14 protein-coding genes and 2 tRNA genes are annotated in these 20925 nt (G+C 59.9%); 6 read left to right on the top strand and 10 right to left on the bottom strand.

The window, feature by feature from the left end:
- Positions 1 to 50: 50 nt before the first annotated feature.
- Positions 51 to 803, bottom strand: a complete 753-nt coding sequence (locus tag HMPREF3175_RS01805) for a VTT domain-containing protein (protein ID WP_083285360.1) — start codon at positions 801 to 803, stop codon at positions 51 to 53.
- 84 nt (positions 804 to 887) lie between these two features.
- On the opposite strand from HMPREF3175_RS01805, the gene HMPREF3175_RS01800 reads away from it, so the two are divergent.
- Positions 888 to 1883, top strand: coding sequence for a 3'-5' exonuclease (locus tag HMPREF3175_RS01800; protein WP_370991805.1), 996 nt, complete (start codon positions 888 to 890; stop codon positions 1881 to 1883).
- A gap of 43 nt (positions 1884 to 1926) precedes the next feature.
- On the opposite strand, the gene HMPREF3175_RS01795 is transcribed toward HMPREF3175_RS01800, so the two are convergent.
- Complete coding sequence (locus HMPREF3175_RS01795; RefSeq protein WP_035754626.1) at positions 1927 to 2925, bottom strand: hypothetical protein; 999 nt, start codon at positions 2923 to 2925, stop codon at positions 1927 to 1929.
- Positions 2926 to 2984: 59 nt separating this feature from the next.
- On the opposite strand from HMPREF3175_RS01795, the gene HMPREF3175_RS01790 reads away from it, so the two are divergent.
- The 5 genes from HMPREF3175_RS01790 to HMPREF3175_RS01770 all read left to right on the top strand — a co-directional run bounded on the left by HMPREF3175_RS01790 (position 2985) and on the right by HMPREF3175_RS01770 (position 11402).
- A complete protein-coding gene (locus HMPREF3175_RS01790; protein ID WP_070490400.1) occupies positions 2985 to 4331 on the top strand; it encodes an exonuclease SbcCD subunit D in 1347 nt (448 codons plus the stop codon).
- Entirely contained in the window at positions 4328 to 7486 is a 3159-nt protein-coding gene (locus tag HMPREF3175_RS01785; RefSeq protein WP_070490398.1) for an AAA family ATPase, read from the top strand. Before HMPREF3175_RS01790 ends, HMPREF3175_RS01785 begins: the two co-directional genes overlap by 4 nt.
- Before the next feature lie 44 nt (positions 7487 to 7530).
- Positions 7531 to 8808, top strand: a complete 1278-nt coding sequence (locus tag HMPREF3175_RS01780; protein WP_070490396.1) for an MFS transporter — start codon at positions 7531 to 7533, stop codon at positions 8806 to 8808.
- A gap of 21 nt (positions 8809 to 8829) precedes the next feature.
- Positions 8830 to 9780 carry a beta-ketoacyl-ACP synthase III gene (locus HMPREF3175_RS01775; RefSeq protein ID WP_310246838.1) on the top strand — a complete coding sequence of 317 codons (951 nt, stop codon included), beginning with the start codon at positions 8830 to 8832 and terminating at the stop codon, positions 9778 to 9780.
- Positions 9781 to 9998: 218 nt separating this feature from the next.
- Complete coding sequence (locus HMPREF3175_RS01770) at positions 9999 to 11402, top strand: MFS transporter (protein ID WP_052048247.1); 1404 nt, start codon at positions 9999 to 10001, stop codon at positions 11400 to 11402.
- Positions 11403 to 11498: 96 nt separating this feature from the next.
- On the opposite strand, the gene HMPREF3175_RS10085 is transcribed toward HMPREF3175_RS01770, so the two are convergent.
- The 8 genes from HMPREF3175_RS10085 to HMPREF3175_RS01730 all read right to left on the bottom strand — a co-directional run bounded on the left by HMPREF3175_RS10085 (position 11499) and on the right by HMPREF3175_RS01730 (position 20864).
- Positions 11499 to 12584, bottom strand: coding sequence for a DNA alkylation repair protein (locus HMPREF3175_RS10085; protein ID WP_070490394.1), 1086 nt, complete (start codon positions 12582 to 12584; stop codon positions 11499 to 11501).
- A complete protein-coding gene (locus HMPREF3175_RS01760) occupies positions 12562 to 15600 on the bottom strand; it encodes an efflux RND transporter permease subunit (RefSeq protein WP_070490392.1) in 3039 nt (1012 codons plus the stop codon). The genes HMPREF3175_RS10085 and HMPREF3175_RS01760 overlap by 23 nt, the downstream gene beginning before the upstream one ends.
- A 284-nt stretch (positions 15601 to 15884) precedes the next feature.
- The gene (locus HMPREF3175_RS01755; RefSeq protein WP_052048249.1) at positions 15885 to 17387 is read right to left on the bottom strand and encodes a malate:quinone oxidoreductase; all 1503 of its coding nucleotides are present in this window, start codon (positions 17385 to 17387) and stop codon (positions 15885 to 15887) included.
- 193 nt (positions 17388 to 17580) lie between these two features.
- A complete protein-coding gene (locus HMPREF3175_RS01750; RefSeq protein ID WP_083289346.1) occupies positions 17581 to 19371 on the bottom strand; it encodes an ABC transporter substrate-binding protein in 1791 nt (596 codons plus the stop codon).
- A 71-nt stretch (positions 19372 to 19442) separates the two neighbouring features.
- Positions 19443 to 19523: transfer RNA gene (locus HMPREF3175_RS01745), tRNA-Leu, on the bottom strand.
- Positions 19524 to 19556: 33 nt separating this feature from the next.
- On the bottom strand, positions 19557 to 20030 hold the full coding sequence (bcp, locus tag HMPREF3175_RS01740; protein WP_070490388.1) for a thioredoxin-dependent thiol peroxidase: 474 nt from the start codon (positions 20028 to 20030) through the stop codon (positions 19557 to 19559).
- A 68-nt stretch (positions 20031 to 20098) separates the two neighbouring features.
- Positions 20099 to 20174 (bottom strand) — tRNA-Lys (locus HMPREF3175_RS01735).
- 207 nt (positions 20175 to 20381) lie between these two features.
- Entirely contained in the window at positions 20382 to 20864 is a 483-nt protein-coding gene (locus HMPREF3175_RS01730) for a hypothetical protein (protein ID WP_070490576.1), read from the bottom strand.
- Positions 20865 to 20925: the final 61 nt, after the last annotated feature.

The following is a 20925-nucleotide window of genomic DNA, read 5'->3' as shown; positions in this document are numbered from 1 at the left end:
GGCGGATTGCGTTGATACGCAATCCGCCCGCCGTTTAGTTTCTCGGTTGTTTAGTTTTTCGTTTGATGAGTTTCTTCTACCGCTTCCCGTGGGGCGGCTGGCTTGTTCTTTTTCGAGTTGATGCGGTGACGCACGGCCTCGAAGATGATCGGGGTGATGGAGAGCAAAACGATCGCGATGAAGATGATGTCGATGTTCTTGCCGACCCATTCGAAACGGCCCAGCCACGCACCTAGCAGGGTCACGCCGCCGCCCCACAAGACGGCGCCGATCACGTTGTAGAGGAAGAACTTGGCTTTGTTCATGCCGGCAACACCGATGATCACCGGAACGAAGGTGCGAACAATCGGGATGAAACGCGCCAGAATCAGGGCTTTGCCGCCGTGGCGTTCAAAGAAGTCGTGCGCCTTGACCACGTGCTCGCGTTTGAAGACCTTGGAATCGTCGCGGCTGTAGAGGGCTGGGCCGGTTTTCTCGCCGATATAGAAACCGAGTTGGTTACCCACGATCGCGGCGATGATGATCGCGGGGATCGCAACCCATAGTGGGGTTTCGATCGCCCCGGTTGCCATCAGCATGCCCGCGGTGAACAGCATGGAGTCACCCGGTAGGAAGAAACCTAGCAATAAACCGGTCTCAGCGAAGATGATGCCGACGACCAGCGCGATGACCCACGGACCTAACCCTGAATCACGCAAGAAAACGTCAGGGTTCAACCAGTCAGGTAGGAACGCGGCACCGACATTAACGACGTTGGTCACGGCCTCAGGCGAGACCAAACCAGTGAATAGATTGCTCAGCATGAGAAGAATTCTACGTGGCTATCCGTGAGGAGCCGCATCGGGGCTTATATGATCCGCATCGGGGTAGAATAGGCTCACGTGGCTGTGGATTTTGTAGCAATTGACTTTGAGACCGCTAATGGTTTTCGTGGTTCTGCGTGCGCCGTGGGGCTCGTGAGGGTCCGTGATGGGGCAGTGGTCGATACCTATGCGTCGTTGCTACAGCCGCCTGCGGGTTTTGATCATTTTGATCCCCGCAACGTCTCGATCCACGGGATCCATCCCGAGCAGGTTGAAACGGCGCCGCGTTTTGCAGACGCCTATCCTGAGATTGCCGAGTTCATCGGCGGTGACCTTGTCCTGGCGCATAATGCGGCTTTCGATATCGGCGTGATCCGTGCCGGTCTGCAGGCGTGTGGTGTTGGTGCGCAGAAGTTGGTGTATGCCTGCACGGTCCAGTTGGCCCGTAAGGTCTATGACTTGATGTCTTATTCCTTGCCTTTTGCAGCACATGCCGCGGGCTTCGACTTGACCTCACATCACGATGCGTTGGCGGATGCGCGCGCGTGCGCGGCCATCGGGGTCGATGCGGCCCGCAGGCTCGGTGCCAGCACGATGACCGAGGCTGTGGAACAGGCTGGCTTGCAGGTCTCGACGATGGCGAGCTTCAAGCCGGGGGACCCTGAGTGCAAAGCGTTGCGTGACGCGCGCGGATGGCGGGTTGCCGGGCACGCTGTTCCGCAACAGCTGGATGCTCCGTGGCCGGTTGAAGGCCCTAACCCTGAACCGAATCACGACGCAGACCCTGCGAATCCGCTCTTCGGTCAACGCGTGGTGTTTACTGGCGAGCTTGGTATTCCCCGGAACGAGGCGAAAGAGCGCGCCGCCGCGGTGGGCGCTCAAACAGCTGACAGGGTGTCTACCACCACGAGTGTTCTGGTTGTTGGCGACGGTTTCGTTGCCGAAGACCTCACATCAGGCCGCATGACGCGCAAGGCACGCCATGCATTGGCGCGCCGCGACATGGGGCAAGACATTTCAGTGATGTCCGAGGCGGAGTTCCTCCAAGCCGTTGGCGGCCACTGGCCTTTGGGTGTTTGATACCGGCCAGTGAACACGCGGCGCTAGCCAGGCCAGTGCAGGCTCAGAACATGAGTTCTGCGAGCTTCTTCGAGTATTCCTCGATGAGCGGGTAGTGGTGGCGGGTGCCTGACTTGCCGGTCACGGCGGCGATGAGAGCGGCGGCGAACATGCCGGCCTGGAGGTAGCCTTCATCGGCGAGCGCGGTCCCTACGTCGGTAGCGTGCGCCTCACTTGCATCTGTGCCTAATGCGTTGAGGGCTACACCGGCAGCCAAGGTGAGGTTCGAGCGCGCAACACCGTCGTTGTTGTGGTCTGCCCGTTGGGCATGGTGGTCTGGCTGTTGAGCGCTGGGGTCTGGTTGCTGGGTGTGTTCGCCAACTTCGGCGGCGCGTTCGAGTGCCTGGATGAACGAGTTTTCTCCGGCGTCTTGGGGCATCTGGTGGGTGGCGCGGACGATCAGTTCCGCGGCATCCGCGCACGCGGCGTGGGCCTGTGGGGATCCGTGGGAGAGGGCTGCGGCGGCTGTTGCGAAGGAACGGGTCTGCTCGGTGGGCAGATAAGGGACCACTCCGAGTGCAATGGCGCGTGCCAGGACGCCGGGACCGTCTGTTGCAGCGAGCTCGGGAACGCTTGCGGCGGGACGGTTAAACGGGCGATGCGGAAGACTCATCTCGGGGGAGCGTAACCCAACGATGTTCTGCGGGTCCCCGCCTTCCTGGACGCCGAGCGCGAGCATGTGGTCCGTGAACGGGCGCGCTGGAGGGACCGGGGCTCCGTCCGGAAGTTCACGGTCAACTGCGCGGATCCAACGCAGTGCACCGAGCCACATGCATGCTGGCTCATCGGAGGTTACCCCGTCGTGGGCCCATTCGAGGGCTTCCATGAGGCCGTCTCCGATCGAGAGCATCAGCATCGATTCAGGCCCGAGCTGATGGACCTCGGTGGTGTGGGTACGTTCAACCTCTGCCGCGGCACTGAGCACAGCGTAGACGAGCTCGGCGTATCCTGAAGGGTCGGATGGGCGTGGTGTTGGTGCGGAGTCTGCGGGAGAATTGCTCATGCCTCCAGCCTAGCGGTGTTCGTCATCAAAATCTCAGGGGTGCTGGGTAGGGTGAAGCCATGAAGTTCCTGCACACATCGGACTGGCATTTGGGCCGTAATTTCCACGGTGAGTCCCTCGAAGCGGCTCAACGTAAGGCGTTGGGTGATGTGGTCGATGCCGCCCGTGAGCACGCGGTCGATGCGGTCTTGATCGCCGGTGATGTGTATGACCGCACGGTCCCGCCTGAACGAGCGGTCACGATGTTTGAAGACACACTTGAAGAACTCGTGCGCCTGGGTATCAGCGTGGTGGTGACGAGCGGGAATCATGACTCGGCGCGCAGGATGTCTTTCGGTAGCAGCTTCATGTCCGCTGCTGGCGTGCACTTCCGCACGAGCCTGGAGGACAGCATCGTCCCTATCCGCTTCACGCAACGCAGTGGCAACGGCGGAAGGGTAACGGTTAGCAGCGACGCCGAGAACGGGGTTCATGGTGCGGGCGGCGAGGTGGTTCAGCACGTTGATGTGTATGGGCTTCCGTACCTTGAACCGCGGGTTGTCGCAGTGCAATTGGGGGTTGAGAAACTCACTCATCACGATGTGGTTGCCGCCGCGGTAGCGAGAATCCGCGAGGTTGCCCAGCAACGCGAAAGCCAAGCCGGGGAAGTTCCGGTCAGGACGGTCATCATGGCGCACCTCTTCGCGGCCGGCAGCATGCCCACCGATTCGGAAGCAGTATTGTCTGTGGGGCAACTGGATCAGGTTTCAGCCGGGCTTTTCGCTTGGAGTGACTACACGGCCTTGGGGCATCTGCACGGTCCGCAAAGCCCCCTACCGAACGTGAAATATAGTGGCTCGCCGCTGCCCTATTCCTTCTCTGAAGCGCATCAAGAAAAAGGCGGGTGGATCGTGGAGATCAACCCGGGTGAGGATGTGAGCGCATCCTGGGTTGCGTGGCCGCCAGCGGTGCCGCTCGCGATCCTTAGAGGACCTATCGAGGAGCTTCTCACCAAAGAAGAACACGCCTGGGCCGAGCAAGCGTATTGTCAGATCACGCTGACAGATGCCCAGCGCCCAGAGCGCCCCATGGAACGGCTGCGGGAACGTTTTCCTAAGACCTTGGTGCTCCAACACGAAAACCGTGCAACCTCCCACGGCGCTGAAACCTACCGGGCACGGATGAAAAAGGCGGAGAATCCGCAACAGATCGCCGAAGGGTTCCTGGAATTCGTGCGCGAGCGCAGCCCGAATGAAGAAGAGACGAAACTCATCGAAGAACTCATCGAGCAGGCACGTGTTGAACAAGCAGGTGCCCAACAATTAGGCGTTGGGCAGAGGCAGGTAGATGGGCGGAGACAGGTAGATGGGCAGAGACAGGTAGAACAGTCCCACAGCGGGGCGGACGCGCAGAAGGGCCGGGCATGAAACTCCACACCCTCACGATGACTGCCTTCGGCCCGTACGCCGGAACCGAAACCATCGACTTCGATGCGCTCTCCGGAACCGGCCTGTTCTTGCTGCAAGGGGACACCGGGGCCGGGAAAACCACCATTCTCGACGCCGTGTGCTTCGCCCTCTACGGGAAGCTTCCCGGCGCCAGAAGCGAACTGGGAACCAACCCGCCCGTCAGAAGCAGCTACGCTCCCGCATCCCTCGCCGCTTCCGTAGAACTCGAATTCTCAATTGATGCGCAACGCTATCGAGTCAAACGTTCCCCGGCATGGAACCGACCGAAGAAACGCGGCACTGGAACCACCGCAGAGAACGCGAAAGCCTACGTCGAAGAGCTGGTGGATGGCCACTGGGTCAGCCGCGGCGCCAAACCCGCTGACGTCAACGTCTTCCTTGACGGCGCACAAGGCCTCCTAGGCCTCACCCTCGACCAATTCACTCGCGTGGCACTGCTACCACAAGGGGAGTTCGCCCAGTTCCTCAAAAGCAGCACGAATGAACGCGACGCACTGCTCTCAACCCTGTTCGATGTGTCCCTCTACGAGAACCTGCAGAAAACCGCGAACGAACATTCCAAACATCTCGAAGCCCAAACCCGGGACACTCAAGAAGCCTATGAACGCTGCATCGAAGACCTTGAAGAGCTCGCCGTGCGCTTTTGTCTTGAACCAGCGGATCTGGAAGGCGCAAGCGATGATCTCGGGTGGGCTGAAGGCCTGACCGAGGCGGCATCGCAGCTCATCCAGCGGCGCAGCGAGGCTCACCAAACGGCAACACAGCACTACGGGGATGCGAAAGATAAGCTCGCCCGCCTGGAATCCGTGGCGCGGGACGCCCGTGAATATGAAAACTACCGGCAGGCCCGCGCCGAACTAGAGGCCGGAGAGGCAGAAGCCGAGAAGAAACGGCAGGCCTTAGTACTCCATGAGCGCGCACGTGAAGCTCAGCGCTTCATGGAGGCAGAAGCGAACGCGGCCAGCACGGTTGCGAAACTCAGCGATGCATTCGAGCAAGCTCGCTTGGAACTACCTCGTACGCTTCCGGTGGATCATCCCGAACAGGCCTACCCATACCGGGAACTGACCCGAGGCAATGATGCATCTGAAACTCATGCCGCGAGTCTCGCGCTCTCACAACCTGTGCACGAGTTCACCGCGTGGGAAGAAGCCATTGCTCAAGCGCGCACACGGCAGCGGGAACTCATCACAAGCCAGGAAGCATGCAAAGCATCTGCGGCTACACTTCACCGCGCCCAGGCCGAGAGCGAAAAGCGTCAAGCCCACGTTGAGCAGGCAAACGAGACCCTCACACAAGCACACACCAGCTATGAGCGGGCACTCGAACAAGTTCAAGCGTGCCAGAAGCCGGAACAAGGCGCGTCCCAGCTGGAAGAACGGCTCCACAAGCTCACCAAGCAAGCACAAGCGGCCCGGGCTGTCGAAGACGCCGAGGCAGCCCACAAGGCGGCGCGTGAACGCGGCGAAGAAACCCAAACCTCACTCGACGCTGCCCGGGCATACGAACATGACCTCTACTCCCAGCGTGAGGCGTACCTCGTGGCGAGCCTTGCCCAAGATCTCACACCAGGTGAGCCGTGTAGCGTGTGCGGCGCGACCGAGCATCCCTCCCCAGCCACCCATACACAGGCCGCGACCAATGAAACGGAGACCACCGGCTCGGATCCAACCACAGCCATCCCAACGGTCACCGAACACGACATCGAAGAAGCCCAGCAGGCCAGAAAGCGTGCCGAGCGTGAGAACAGCGCGGCACAAGACCACGCGCGTGGCAGCTACGAGGCGCTCAGTGCGGCCCGAACCCAAGCCGGCGGCTTGAGCCTGAAGCAAGCCCAAGAATCCATCGCGGAGCTGGCGAACAAGCTGGAATCGGTGCGTGAGCAAGAAGACGCATTCGAGCGGGCAGAGACCGCCGTCACTTCAGCTGAAAAAGCCGTTGACGAAGCTCGCAGCCGACTCAAACACGCACAAACCGAAGCCGCCGCGAGCCGGCAAACCCTCGAAGAAGCAAGCCAAGAGGATGAGCGGCGTCGCCACAAACAGCTCGCACAGCAAGGGGAGTGGGAGAGCATCGAGGCCCTGAGTGCGGCACTCACACGTTTCACTGACACCATGCGGCGCTGCATCGACCTACATGCCCGTACAACAGATGCACAAGAGCAGATGAATGAAGCACGCGCAAAGGCTGAAACGTACCTCACCCATCACAAACTCACCCGCACAGAAGCAGAGAGAAACCTCCTCGAAGATGAGGAAGCAGAGCAGCTGAAGAAGGACATCAAAGCCCGTGCCGATCTTGAAGCACGGTCAGAAGCGCTTGGCTCGCTCGAATCCGTTCAGCGCGCAATCCAACGCATCGAAGACCGCGAGAGCACCCCAACGGAAGAACAGCTGACCGAACAGCGCGGGCGAGTCCAGCAAGCGGCGGAACGTAAAGATGAAGCGCTCGCCGCCCACATTGAAGCCCGGCACGTCAGCGAATCGATCGATCAGGCTTGCGCAGAACTGCGCGATGCAGATTCCCGGCGCGGCGAGCTCGGGGCGCAAGCGCAACGAGCCAAAGCTATAGCGGCGGCCCTCAACGGGACCGGCGGTGAGAACCTCAAGTCCATGAGCATTCGCGCCTATGTTCTAGCGGCCCGGCTTGAAGCGGTAGCTGAGGCGGCGACCCAGCGGCTCAACGTCCTCTCCGATGGCCGCTACAGGATCCTGCATGATGACACGAAGAGCCGTAACAGGAAAGCGGGCCTCGACCTCGTGGTCGAAGACTCCTGGAACAGCGTGGTCCGCCCCACTGCGACCCTCTCCGGGGGTGAAACCTTCCTGGTATCCCTCGCGTTAGCGCTGGGCCTTGCTGACATCGTGCAGGAAGAAACCGGCGGCATCACCATCGAGACGCTTTTCGTCGATGAAGGGTTCGGGACACTCGATAAAGAAACACTCGATAAAGCGATGACCGGCATCGAACGGCTCCGGCAAGACGGACGGATGATCGGCATCGTCTCCCACGTCGAAGAGTTACGCAGCCAGATCCCTGACCAGATCTATGTCCATAAGACCCGGAAGGGTTCACAAGTGAAAGTCATCACAGCAGACCAGCCGCAAACTTGAAAGACGGCCGGACGCGTGTAGGCAAGGGCTAGCATGAGAGGCATATGACACCAGTACAAGGCCCAACTGAAGAAGCGCCCCAATCAGCTACGAGTTTCCGCCGCCTCGCTCAAGACGCCGGGGCGCTCTATTTTCCGATCTCGCTGTTAGCTCGCTTGCCGATGTCGATGCTCGGCATGGCGTGCCTGACCTACATCGTCGCCTCGGCTGAAGACTTCACAACCCCAGGGCTCGTGACCGCGATCGGCGGGGTAGGGGCAGCGATCGGCACGCCCATCTCCGGGGCCCTCTCAGACAAACTGGGGCAAAAACCAACGCTGCTCGGCCTGTGTCTTATCCATGTTCTCGCCCTCATCGGGGTTCTGTACTTCGGCTCCGGTAGCGACGGGCCGGTCACGCTCACCCCGCAGCTGATGATCATCGCGTTGATTGCGGGGGCGAGCATCCCGCCATCCGGGCCCATGACGCGAGTGCGTTGGATCAACAGGTACGGGGCTGACCTTCACCAGCTACGCACACTGGAGGCAGCGCAAAGCTACGAGTCCACGATGGATGAGCTCTCTTTCGTACTCGGCCCCGCATCGGTCGGAATCCTCGCGGCAACCTTCGGCCCAGCGGTGCCGATCTATGTTGCGATGGCGTTGTGCATCGTGATCATCCCGGCCTTCGCGTTCCATCACACCGAGGCCTATTCACGCTTCAAGAAGCCGCGCACAACCGTTACGGAAACTACGCCGGCCACCCAGAAGCCACCGCGGAGAGGCAACGCTACGCTCATCGCTATCACCGTGATCGGGATGCTCGGGGTCGGGACCGTCTTCGGCTCGCTGGCCACGATCCTCACCTACTTCGCCGACTACACCGGCAACCCGGGAACCGGCGGGCTGATCTATGCGGTCATGGGCATCACATCGGGCCTGGCTGCCCTTTCTGTAGCGCGCTGGCCTGTCACGTTCTCTCACCCAGCCAGGCTCTTGACAGGGGCTGTCACTCTCGTGCCTCTCGTGATCGTGCTGTGGCTACCGGAAACTCCGCTTTCGATGAGCCTTGCGATCCTTTTACTCGGTGTTCCTATCGGGCCTATCCTGGTCACGAACTTCACGCTCGCCTCCAGCATCACCCCGTCGCACCGGATGGGATTCGTGATGACTCTGCTCTCGGCAGCGATCACGTTGGGAACATCGGCAGGAAACTCGATTGCAGGCCGCCTCACGGACGCCGGCGGACACCACCTCGCCCTCGTGGCAACGCTGGGCGCATCGGTTCTCGTCTTCATATGCGCGTTTTCGTATACAGTCCTGAACAAGCAAAAACAGCGTTAGAGACTTGGTACAGTGACTCCTATGATGAACCGCACCTATCTGGGATCCCGTGTGATTGGTCTCGGACATTTTCAGCCAGAGAAAATTTTGTCCAACCATGATCTCGAAAAACTCGTCGACACCAACGACGAATGGATCCAGGCCCGCACCGGTATCAAAGAGCGCCGCATGGTCGGTGAGAACGACACGGTGGTGAGCATGGCCGTCGAGGCGGCACGTATGGCACTCAAGGACGCCGACGTCGCGACTGTCGATCTCATCGTGGTTGCATCCACAACCTCCCAGAACCGCACTCCGAACGTCGCATCCCGTGTAGCGGAGGCTCTCGGATTGGAGCGCCCAGGTGTTCTCGATATCAACACCGCGTGCTCGGGCTTCGAATATGCGGTTGCGGTAGCGGATCAGTTCGTCTCTTCGGGCGTTTCTGAGCGGGCGCTCGTGATCGGTTCTGAAGCGCTGACTAACTTCACGGACTACACCGACCGCACAACGTGCGTGCTGACCGCCGATGGTGCGGGAGCTTTCGTGCTGGAACGCACTGAGGAGCCTGAGATCAGCCCGGTCGCGTGGGGATCGATCCCCGAGCTAGGGGATGCGGTTGTGATCGCTGGCGAGCCGGAATACTTCAGCCAGAACGGCCGTAACGTGATGCGTTGGGCTCTGACCGGGGCGGTCAAGGAAGCGCAGAAGGTGCTCGAGAAGGCTGGTCTCACGATCGATGATATCGACGTGCTGGCTTTCCATCAGGCCAACCTGCGTATCATCGAGCCTCTCGCTAAGGGGCTTGGGGCGAAAGATCAGATTGTGATCAAGGACGTTGTGAATTCCGGAAACACTTCCGCTGCGTCCGTGCCGCTTGGTCTTTCTAAAGCGTGGCACGCCGGCGAGCTTCCGCGCGGTGGGCGGACGTTGCTTTTCGGGTTCGGCGGCGGGTTCACCTTCGCGGGCCAAGTCATCAAGTTGCCAGCCTAAACTGCGGCGGCTGAAAGCGACAACGCTTTTCGTGGCCTACAACATGTCTTGTGCATGACGCAAAAGTTTCACTCTCTATCGTGGTGATGTGACGCGTGTCGCATTAGATCTGTGTATGATGTGGTGACCGTCACAACCGAATGATCGTTCGGTTGGCAATAGTAAAAGTCAGGCCCTACCTTCATCACAAGGGTCTGCTGTGGCCAAAGAAGGACATCATGACCACAACATCTGCACCCACGGCACATTTGGATGCCGCGACCAAGCGCAAGGAAGAACGTCGCGTCCTTGCCGGAACCCTCGTCGGAACCTCGATCGAGTGGTACGACTTCTTCATCTACGCGCAGGCAGCATCGCTTGTCTTCGCGAACCTCTATTTTGATCCGCTAGCTAAAGATGCCCCAGGTTTGACGCAGGTCATCTCGCTTGCCACGATCGGTATTTCCTTCCTCTTCCGTCCACTCGGGGCCGTGGTTGCCGGACACCTCGGCGACAAGCTCGGGCGTAAGAAGATGCTCGTCTTGACCCTCATGATGATGGGCTTCGCCACCGCTGCGATCGGCTTGGTCCCAACCTATGCGACTATCGGTGTTGCTGCTCCGATCCTGCTGATGCTCCTGCGCATTCTCCAGGGCTTCTCCGCCGGTGGTGAATGGGGTGGAGCGGCGCTCATGGCTGTTGAGCACGCGCCTAAGGGCCGCCGGTCGCTCTTTGGCGCCTACCCGCAGATCGGTGTCCCGATCGGCATGATTCTGGCAACCGGTGTGATCTTCGCTCTCCAGCAGATCCTCGGCATGCAGGCCTTCCTTGAGTGGGGCTGGCGCATCACGTTCCTGATCTCGATCCTGCTGGTTGTGGTGGGCTACATGATCCGCCGGTCTGTCTCTGAGTCTCCTGTTTTCGAGGAACTGCAGGAGCGCCGCGCCGAGTCCTCTGCTCCGCTGGGCAAGCTCATGAAGCAGAACAAGCGCGAGGTCTTCCTCTCGGCATTCATCTTCATCGCTAACAACGCGATCGGCTACCTGCTTATCGCGTTCTTCATCGGCTTCCTCGCCAAGCGTGAAGAGAACCCGCTACCACTCGGTCCGGTCCTTGGCGCGACGATGGTCGGCTCCTTCGGCTGGCTGACCTTCACCTTCGTCGGGGGCTGGCTTGGCGACAAGATCGGCCGTGTACGCACCTTCCAGCTCGGCTATGCACTCTTGGCGGTATGGGCTATCCCGATGTGGATGATCATCAAGGAAGTCAAGACCGTTGACGATCTGTGGATGTACGTGCTCGCAGTGTTGCTCATGACTGTCGGCTTGGGGCTGTCCTACGGTCCGCAGGCGGCACTGTACGCGGAGATGTTCCCGTCTTCGGTTCGCTACTCGGGCGTCTCGATCGGTTACGCGCTCGGTACCGTGCTGGGTGGTGCGTTCGCTCCGATGATTTCGCAGATGATCCTCAACCGCACCGGTGAACCGAACATGATCGGTGTCTACATGATTATTGTCTCGGTTATCTCCTTCGTTGCTGTGACGATGGTCAAGGACCGCCCGGACCGCGACCTCAACGTCGATAGCGCAGACCAGATGCGCGAAGAGAACCGCCGCACCACGTTGCGTAGCTTCCGCGACTAAATCGCTGAATAGCTGACTACTCAATAGTTGGATCCGAAATAACTGAATACTGACTAACTGTGGCGCCCCGGCGGTTCAACCGCCAGGGCGCCACAGCTACGCCTGGATGAGTTCGAAATCCACTAGCTCGCCTTCATGCCCGTTGATCACCAGGCTTAAAGCCTGGGTGCCCGGGTTGTAGGTGCGTGTGCTGGTGACCCGAAACGGGTGCGTTTTGGTTACCACACGGGTTTCACCTGGCGCCAGCGTGTATTTGCCGAGGCGGAACACGCTCGGCTTCCTGGTGCGGTTCTTTTTCAAGAAGTGCACGCGATACTCTGCAAGCACGTTGGCGGGGGTACCGCCTGTGTTGGTGAGTGTCGCTGAAAGGGTCGCTTTATCCCCAACGGCAACGGTGTCGGGGAATTCGGGACGGGTTGCGGTGATCGCGGTAGTGGGCGCGAATCCGACAAGCTCCAAGGCCTCAGGGTGGCCGCACTTGATCAGCCCGCGCAACCCTTGCTCCACGACCCGCTTTGCGTGCGGCCCGCCACTGGTTGCCCAGCGTTGGGCCGTGGCGAGAGCTAACTCAGGGTGCGTGCGGCCGATATCGTTGAGGTTGTTAGCGACGGATTTGCGAACAAACAGCGACGGATCCTCGTGTAGCCGGTCCAAGACCGGAAGGATTGGGGAGGGGTCCGCAACAAACGGTCTATGCACCTTCGCCCACGGAAGGCGCGGGCGGATGCCCTCGGAGGCGAGCCGGCGCACATTATGGCTATCTGAATCCGCCCATTGATGCACGCGTGCCATCGTTAGCTCCGGGTAGCGCTCCAGGTAGGGACGCACTGCCCACTCGCCGGTAAACGCCCTCGTGAGCGCCTCGATCGCGTCTAAGGAAACCTCCGGTTCATCCACTCCGTACAGTTCGATGAATCGGCTCACCGGCCACAAGTGGAATGCGTGGTTGAAGTAGCCTTCCCCCTCCGCGAGTTCGGGCCCCAGTTTATTGAGAAGCCCGTTGACCGCGTCTGTATAGTCCCGCGCGAGCCGCTCACGAAGACCCTGAGCGAACACGGTTACGCGGTCCAGGATTTCTAAACCCTCGATGCGTGGAGCGACCCACTCGGCGTATTCTTCAGCATCGATACCAAGCTGCGCACCGAGCCTTCGCGCGGTGTCAGGGTTGAAGTAGTTCTTCATTCTGGTCCTTGATTTTGCTTTCGCGTTTGAGTCGTTTGCGTTCGCGGCGGCCTTCAACGAGCCGGTAGAGGACCGGAACAAGGATCAAGGTCAATAGCGTCGATGAGATGAGGCCACCGATCACCACGACCGCGAGAGGCTGCGAGATGAATCCACCGCTACCGCCCGTCATACCGAAAGCGGTTGGGACCATCGCGCCGATCGTCGCCATCGCCGTCATCAAGATCGGACGCAACCTGCGCAACGCACCCAGCTCGATCGCCTGGTTCAGCGGCATCGCGTCGCGTTCACCTTCAGCGCGGTGCGCGGCGGGGTCGCGGTACTGGTTGATGAGGTCGATCAGGACGATCGCGTTGGTGACAACAATGCCAACCAGCATCAACATGCCGATCAAGGACGGCAGGCCCAACGGGATCTGCGTGATCAACAACGCAAGCAACGAGCCGATGAACGCGAACGGAATCGAAACCAACAGAATGAACGGCTGGATGAGTGAGCGGAAGGTCGCGACCATGATGATGTAGACGATCGCGATAGCAAGCAGGACCGCGATCCCCAACTGCATGAACGCATCTTCCTGCTGGGTTGCCGCCCCTCCGATGCTTGCGTGGGCGCTGTCAGGCAACTCGATTTGGTCCAGCCGTTGGCTCACTTCAGCCGATACAGCGCCGAGGCCGGCGGCCGTAGGAGAGATCGTGACTTGCGCAATGCGGTCGGTGTTGCGCGAAACCACAACGGTTTCTTTCTCCTGCTGAGAAACCTTAGCGATGTCGGAGACAGTGACCTCACCGGTTGCGGTAGGGATCTTCAGCTTCTCAAGGTCCTCGAGTGAAGCGATCGTCTTACCTTCACCGATCTTGATCGTGTAGGTCTGGAAGCCGAGGGTGGTGCGGCCAGCTTCCAGGGGTTCGATGGTGCCGTTGAGCAACGCGCCCACTTGCTGCGCGCTCAACCCCTTTTCAGCTGCCTTCTTCCGGTCCACGTCAACGCGTACGGTCGGCTGGGTTGTGGTGAGGTCATTCTTGATCGCGGTCACCTCAGGGATGTCCCGCATCGTGTCCGTGACCTTCTTGGTCGCTTCCGCGAGAGTTTCAGGTGTGTTGCCTTGCACCTCGATCGTGATGTCCTGGTTGAAACCACCACCGGTTCCTGGGGCGGAGACCTCGAACTCGGCGTCCTTATCGAGGCCTTCGAGCTCTCCGATCTGCTTTTCGACCTCGGAGCGCGCTTCATTGACTTTGGATGAGTCTTCGACCACCACAATGAACTGGGCCGTGTCCGAGCCTTGCCCGCCCATCATCACGGAAAGCTGGTCGGTGCCCGAGCCGACCGTGTACTGGACGTCGCGGACACCATCGACCCCCTCAATCTTCTCGGAGACCATACGGGCTTGCTTTTCGGTGGTATCCAGCGAGGAACCTGCAGGCAGGGCGAGCTCGGCGTCGAAAGAGGTCTCACCCATGTCACCGAACATGTTCGTTTTGATGAACGGAGTCAACGCGATAGACCCGGCGAGCAACACCACGGATGCCACGAGCGTGATGACGGGATGCTTCTGCGTGGAACGAAGGACGGGACGGTACGCCCGCTGCAGGGCCGGTAAACGCTCGGCGGCATCAGTATTGCGGCTCTTGCGGTTCCGAGAGGTCTTTTCGCCGGAGATGAACCAGTAGGCGAGCACCGGAACGATCGTGAGCGAGACCACCAGGGATGCAAGCAGCGCGATGCTCACTGTGAGGGCGAACGGACGGAACAGTTCACCGGCAAGTCCGGATACGAAAGCGATCGGCGCGAACACCGCAACGGTCGTCAACGTCGATGCGGTGATGGCTCCGGCCACTTCGCGGACAGCGTGGATGATGCTCTCACGGCGGGAGACGACAGTTCCGTCGCGTTCGGTCCGCGCATCGAGTGCGTCATTGGCGAGGTGGCGACGAATATTTTCGATCACAACGATCGCGTCATCGACCACTCGGCCGATCGAGATGGTGAGCGCACCCAAGGTCAGCATGTTCAGTGAATAACCGAAACCGAACAGGCCGATGAACGTGGCAAGCAAGGACAGCGGGATCGAGATCGCGGTGACAAGCGTTGCCCGGAAAGAAAGCAAGAAGATCAAGATCACGAGGATCGCGAAGACGAGGCCAAGCAGGCCTTCCTTTGTCAGGTCAGAAACCGCATCGGTGATCGGTTCGGCTTGATCGAAGATCACCACGCCTTCGGCGTCGGCGTCCTTGAGCAGGCCCGGCAGGGTTTCCTTGATCTTCTCGACGATCCTGACGGTGTCAGCCTCGGGTGTCTTGGTGATGGAGAGCGCAAGCGAGAGCTCCCCGTTGGTGCGGGTGATCGAGGAGCTGGCCTCATCCGCAAGCTCGACTGTGGCAACATCACCCAGCAACGAGACCTTGGGGTTGCGGTCTTGCGGTGCCTGCGGGGCTGAGCCCCGCGGCGCCGCGGCGGCTATGGGGAGTTTCCGCCACGCATCGAGGTCCGCTGGGGCACCGTTGGTCTCGGCCGGCAGACTCAACGTACCTTTTTCAATCGACCCCAGAGGGACTGAGCTACCGACTTCGCTGATCGCTTTCTGCAGGTCTTGCTCGCTCAGGCCCGCATCTTTCATCTTCTTTTTGTCAGGGGTGACCTTGACGTACTGGGAATCAGCGCCCGTGAGTTGGGCCTGGCGGACCCCGTCGAGACGTTCAATCTCAGGGATGACGTTGGCGCTCACACGGTCTGCGACAGCGGAGAGCGAGCCGTCACCGGAGACGGCGTAATACACGACCGGGAAGTCGCTGAAAGACCCTGCGAAAGAGGTGGGCGAGACGCCCTCGGGCAACATGTCGCTGGCGTTCGAGATGGCTCGTTCAACCTGGTTTCGTGCACGGTCCATGTTGGTCCCGTAATCCAGGGAAAGCTGGATGGTCGTCAGCCCTGTCCGGGATGTCGATTTGGTGGATTCAAGCCCCTCGACCGCCTGCAGTGAGCGTTCCAGCGGTTGCGCCACCTGTTCGTCCATGACTTGCGGGAAGCTCCCGGGTGCTGCGCTGCCACGGAGATCATCGGGAACTCAACCGATGGCATGAGCTGTTGTTTCAACTGGTTCATCGAAACAACGCCGAACGTGCTCACGAACAGTGTGATCAAGATGATCAGAGCCCGGTTTCGCAGCGAGACTTTCGCCAGGTGGTGCATGAGGATCCTTGATGTAAGGCCGGAAAAGGGAGATGGGGGCGTGCCCGCAACGAAACGTTACGGACACGCCCCCATCCTATGCGTTGTTGGAGCGAGTAGTGGACAGACCTAGTTCAGCCCCAGGACCTTATCGGTGCGGTCCTTGACCTCGCTGTAGAGGGAAGCGTTGTTGTTGAGTTTCTGACCCAGCGATGGAATGAGCTCCTTGACCTGGTCTTCCCAGCCAGCCCACTTATCAGCGAAGCAGGTCTTGAGCAGGTTGACCATGATCGGTGCTGCAGTGGATGCGCCAGGGGAAGCGCCGAGTAGGCCAGCGATGCTGCCGTCAGCCGAGGAGACAACCTCGGTACCGAATGCGAGGACCGCCTTGCCGTTAGGGCCCTTCTTCATGGTCTGGACGCGCTGGCCCGCGGTGATCATCTCCCAGTCGCCCTTCTGAGCGGCGGGGTAGTAGGCGCGCATCGCTTCCATCTGCTGGTTGCGGGTCTTAGCGAGCTCGGATACGAGGTAGGTCACGAGGTCGAAGTTGGACTTCGCGACACCGAGCATCGTGCCGAGGTTGTGTACACGAACCGAGAACGGAAGGTCGAAGAAAGAACCGGACTTGAGGAATTTAGGCGAGAAACCGCCGTAAGGACCGAACATGAGGGACTTCTTGCCGTCCACGTAACGGGTGTCCAGGTGTGGAACGGACATCGGAGGGGCACCCACGGACGCCTGGCCGTAGACCTTGGCTTCGTGGCGGGCGATGACCGATTCGTTGGTGCAACGCAGGAATTCACCTGAAACTGGGAAGCCGCCGTAGCCCTTGATCTCATCGATACCGGACTTCTGCAACAGTGGGAGAGCGCCACCACCGGCACCCACAAAGACGAACTTGGCGTTGACTTCGAGGGTCTGCTTGGAAGCCTTGTCCTTCACGGTCACAACCCAGCCGTTGCCTGCGCGCTTGAGGTTGGTGACCTTGTGGTTGTAGAAGACGTCGGTGGAGTTCTTAGCGTCCATCGCGTCGAGTAGCTGGCGGGTTAGGGAACCGAAGTTGACGTCGGTGCCGGATGCGGAGCGGGTCATCGCGACGTTGTTGTTGGTGCGGCCTTCAGCTACCAGCGGGGTCCACTCGGCGATCTGGTCGATGTCGGTGGTGTGCTGGAAGTCCTGGAACAGAACGTTCTGTTTGAGGGTCTCGTAGCGGGTCTGCAGGTAGCGCTTGTGGTCTTCACCGATCACGAAAGAAGCGTGCGGCAACGCGTTGATGAAGCTCGATGGGTCCTTGACGATGCCCTGCTCGACGAGCCACGCGTAGAACTGGCGGGACTGCTGGAACTGTTCGGCGATGCCGAGCGCCTTGGTCGGGTCGACGGAGCCGTCGGCAGCCGCTGGAGAGTAGTTGAGTTCGCACAGTGCGGAGTGGCCCGTACCGGCGTTGTTCCATGGGTCGGAGGATTCGGCGCCAGCGCGGTCAAGGCTTTCGAACACGCCGATGCTCCACCCCGGCTCCACATGGTTGAGGAAGGTTCCGAGCGTTGCGCTCATGATGCCGCCGCCGATCAGTGCGACGTCGAGGGAGATCTTCTGGTTGGTCGAAGACACGGATGCAACTCCATCTGACATGTTTGTAGGTAAACCTTAATAAGTCTACGTCTCACAGTACCGCCGGGCCCTGTATAGGTGAAACGTATGGCGGCCTTTTAAGGGCCCAAAGTTACTAGCGCCACGTTCTGCGGTAACTTCTCAGCGCCCGCCTAGTCCTAGCTCAGCAAGAGGCGCCCCAGCGTAGCTAGCGGGCGCTATCTGCGGCGAGCTTTTACCGCATTGTCACGAGTTCTAGTGGCTCTTCAAGGTATGGGTTCAAGGGGTAGTTCGTGACGTCGCTAGAGAGGCCGAGGGCCGATGCCGGCAAAAGTAGCGGGTGCAGCGGAAGATCGGCTATGAGGTCGGTTTCGATGTTTCGGTAGGTCTCGCGGCGTTGGCTCGCTGAAGCGATGGCAAGGGCCGCATCGAGACGGTGCGGGATGTCAGTCAGGCGTGCGTTGCACAGGGGCCGGGGTCCGCTGAAGAGGCGAGCGAGCATGTCGTGCGGCGAACGGTAGAGCCCGTGTAGACCGAAGAGGAAGAGCCCAGTGAGTCTTCCCTCGAGTAGCGCTGGCAGGAATTCGGTGTCCCAGTGCATGGGTTTCAACTGGGTTGTGATGTGCACTTCCGCGAGTTGTTTCTGGATGCCTTGCGCGGTCAATTCGGGTAGCGGGAAGTAGGGGAGGCGTACGCCGGTCGGGTAGGCGATCGGGATGTTTTCTCCGCCGTATTTGGCTGTCTTGAGTAGATCGGTGGTTGCTTTTTCATCCCGGATCGCGGGGCGTTCAGGCTGTACCCCTAGAGAAGCTGGCGTGTATCCGTTAGCACTTAAGGTCGATTCTGGGAACTGGTCTTTGAGCAGTTGCCGTTCGTCGATGTTTTGCACGATCGCTTGGCGCATCGCGCGTTGTTTGAGGTTCTCGTCGTTGTGGTTGAAGCCGAGGTAGACCACGGAGAACGGGTCGCGGTGCATAACCCGCAAGCCGGCTTGGGCGATCTCTTTTTGTTCTTTCGCTGCCACCGCGTCGACGACGTCGGCATGCATCGGATTGTCGTGTTTGCTTGCCAGCCACTGGGCCGGTGTCGCTGAAAGGCTTGAGTGGATGAACGCGATAGTGGCTGGGGCTTTGCCTTCGGCAGGTGCTGGACGCAACGGCACCCCGCCGTCGTGGTTGGAGTCCCGGCCATAGTCTGGGGAGCCTTGGCTCGCGCTCTCGCTGTGTGTTGCACTAGCCGATGCGGCGGCGGATTCACGCTCGCTACGGAACTCTGCGCGTAGCTTCAGGCGTGTGGTGTTAGCTTCTTCGCGGTGAGGTGCGGTCTTGGTCGCTTTCGCTTCAAGGGTGTATGCGCCGGCGCCAATAGGTGTGGCGACAGGTTCGGTTGAGTCCTTGCCGAAAGCTGCCGGGGAGAGGACCCCGAGTCCGGGGTGTGTTAGCGCGTCTGGGAATGCGAAGCATGGGCGGGCGAAGTGCACATCGAGTACGTGTTTGCCCGGAGTTTTATAGCTCTTGATGAGCGGGGCCGAAGCCGAATCGGCGAGGATCGTGTCGATCGCCGAAGGCGTGGCGGCTGTGGAAGCGATCTTCTGCCAGCGTTCAAAATTGGCTTTGAGTGCAGCGGAATCGAGTTCTGTTCCATCGGAGAAGGTCAGGCCGTGTGCGAGCGTGATGCGCAGACGAGTGCCGTCCTCGTTGAGGTTTGCCGTGCGCGCTAGGATGCCGGTGAGGTTGCCGTCGGCGGAGTTGATGCTCACTAGCGGCGGGCAGATTTGTTGGATGATGCGCTGATCGAGTGGATCGTGGATAAACGCCGGATCCCAGACCCGAGGGGGTGCTGCGGCGAGGAAAGTGAGTTCTGTGCGGCTGCTTTTGCCCGGTGAGGGGGCACCGTTGGCGCATCCTGCCGCCATGAGCGCGAAAAGCCCCCATCCTAGGACTGCGCGGCGGCTAGGGCCTGCAGAAGCGTGGTCCTCACGCGAGGAGCGACCTTTGTTGTGTGGGGGGAGTGCGCTATGTGGCATCTGTTCACCATCCCAGGGTGATGGCTTACATGAATGTTATGTGTAAGCGAATGAACGCATAAAGCAGAAAGTGCGGGCGGAGGGACTTGAACCCTCACGTCAAAGACACTGGAACCTAAATCCAGCGCGTCTACCAATTCCGCCACGCCCGCGGACGGCACCTGAGCCGGTGCCGCTGATCTATATTAGACCAGTTTCAGATCTCGTTGAAGTTTAGCAACGTGTCCTTTAGCTCGCACGTTGTATTGCGCGAGTTCTACGGTTCCGTTTTCATCGATCACGATGGTCGAGCGGATGAGGCCCTCATATTCGCGGCCGTAGTTCTTTTTGATGCCCCACGCGCCGTAGGCTTCTGCGACGGCGTGGTTTTCATCGGAGAGTAGCGGGAAGTTCAGCTGATCGCGTTCCACGAACTTAGCGAGCTTATCCACCGGATCGGGGGAGATCCCGACAACCTTGTAGCCGTGTGCAGCCAGAGATTCGAGCGAGTCACGGAAATCGCATGCCTGGGTTGTGCACCCTGGGGTCATCGCTTTCGGGTAGAAGTAGACGATGGCTTTGGTTCCGTTGGTGAGCTCACCAAGGCTCACGGTGCTTCCGTCAGCTGCAGTGAGTGTGAAGTCGGGTGCCGGTTGGCCTGGCTCAAGACGGTTGGTCATGGATCCTCCTTGAAGCGCGCTTGATACGCGAAAGGCTGAAACTGTTGTACAGTTTCAGCCTTTCATATTGGTGCGCCCTCCGGGACTCGAACCCGGAACCTATTGATTAAGAGTCAAGTGCTCTACCAATTGAGCTAAAGGCGCCCGTCTCGCGTTGTGATGCTTGTTGTGTTTGCGGTTCTTACTGAATCGCTGGGCATCGCTTGCGGCGACCTGTTCAACATTACAGTCAGTTTTCGTAAACGCCAAATCGGAGCCAACGGTTGAGCGCTTTTGTGAGATACAGCATATTGCTGGGGCTCATGAAGCCGTGCCGCGTCCTATGTTCCCGTGCTCCGGCGCGGCGCCCATTTAGGGGGCGGTGCCGGCCTCGACGGCGTCGGCGAAGAAGTTGATGAACTCTGCGAAATCGACTGATTCGCCGTACTGGTCCAGGGTCACTGCTGGGGTACGTTCGGTTCCAGAGCTTGATGCTTCTAGCAGCACGGTCGGGTACGGCGGGCAGGTGACGCGGAAGGTGCGTCCGGTGGTCATTTCGAGTTCCACTGAATCTGCGGAGTAGATCCCTACCGCGCTGATGTTGGTGAGGTTGATGCTGACTGCGGACTCGCTGGCTTGAAGAGTGTGGGCGTCGATGGGTGCAACCACGAGTTCGATTGGCTGGTTCCTGAACCCTATGAGGCACGGGCCACCCGAACCTGCCAGCCCAAACGCGTATGCGATGTTGAAGGAACCGTAGTTGGGGATTTGCTCATCGAACACTGCGCGCAAGCGGGCGCGTAGCTCGTCTTGCACTACAGGTTCGCTGGTTGGGACGGGTTCATTTGTGTCCATGTTCTTCACCATACGGGAATGCCCTGCCGCACCGGCGGAAAGCGGTGGGGCAGGGCATTCT

The sequence above is a fragment of the Arthrobacter sp. HMSC08H08 genome (genome assembly GCF_001807575.1).
Lineage (GTDB): Bacteria > Actinomycetota > Actinomycetes > Actinomycetales > Micrococcaceae > Pseudoglutamicibacter > Pseudoglutamicibacter albus.
The sequence above is the reverse complement of the archived record's forward strand: the minus strand, read 5'-3'. Positions and strand labels throughout refer to the sequence as shown.

Excerpts from the sequence above, each read along its gene's own strand:
- HMPREF3175_RS01805 (WP_083285360.1), bottom strand. The coding sequence starts at position 803 with ATGCTGAGCAATCTATTCACTGGTTTGGTCTCGCCTGAGGCCGTGACC.
- HMPREF3175_RS01770 (WP_052048247.1), top strand. The coding sequence starts at position 9,999 with ATGACCACAACATCTGCACCCACGGCACATTTGGATGCCGCGACCAAG.
- HMPREF3175_RS01780 (WP_070490396.1), top strand. The coding sequence starts at position 7,531 with ATGACACCAGTACAAGGCCCAACTGAAGAAGCGCCCCAATCAGCTACG.
- HMPREF3175_RS10085 (WP_070490394.1), bottom strand. The coding sequence starts at position 12,584 with ATGAAGAACTACTTCAACCCTGACACCGCGCGAAGGCTCGGTGCGCAG.
- HMPREF3175_RS01755 (WP_052048249.1), bottom strand. The coding sequence starts at position 17,387 with ATGTCAGATGGAGTTGCATCCGTGTCTTCGACCAACCAGAAGATCTCC.
- HMPREF3175_RS01730 (WP_070490576.1), bottom strand. The coding sequence starts at position 20,864 with ATGGACACAAATGAACCCGTCCCAACCAGCGAACCTGTAGTGCAAGAC.
- HMPREF3175_RS01750 (WP_083289346.1), bottom strand. The coding sequence starts at position 19,371 with ATGCCACATAGCGCACTCCCCCCACACAACAAAGGTCGCTCCTCGCGT.
- HMPREF3175_RS01795 (WP_035754626.1), bottom strand. The coding sequence starts at position 2,925 with ATGAGCAATTCTCCCGCAGACTCCGCACCAACACCACGCCCATCCGAC.
- HMPREF3175_RS01785 (WP_070490398.1), top strand. The coding sequence starts at position 4,328 with ATGAAACTCCACACCCTCACGATGACTGCCTTCGGCCCGTACGCCGGA.
- HMPREF3175_RS01790 (WP_070490400.1), top strand. The coding sequence starts at position 2,985 with ATGAAGTTCCTGCACACATCGGACTGGCATTTGGGCCGTAATTTCCAC.
- HMPREF3175_RS01760 (WP_070490392.1), bottom strand. The coding sequence starts at position 15,600 with ATGGACGAACAGGTGGCGCAACCGCTGGAACGCTCACTGCAGGCGGTC.
- HMPREF3175_RS01775 (WP_310246838.1), top strand. The coding sequence starts at position 8,830 with ATGATGAACCGCACCTATCTGGGATCCCGTGTGATTGGTCTCGGACAT.
- bcp (WP_070490388.1), bottom strand. The coding sequence starts at position 20,030 with ATGACCAACCGTCTTGAGCCAGGCCAACCGGCACCCGACTTCACACTC.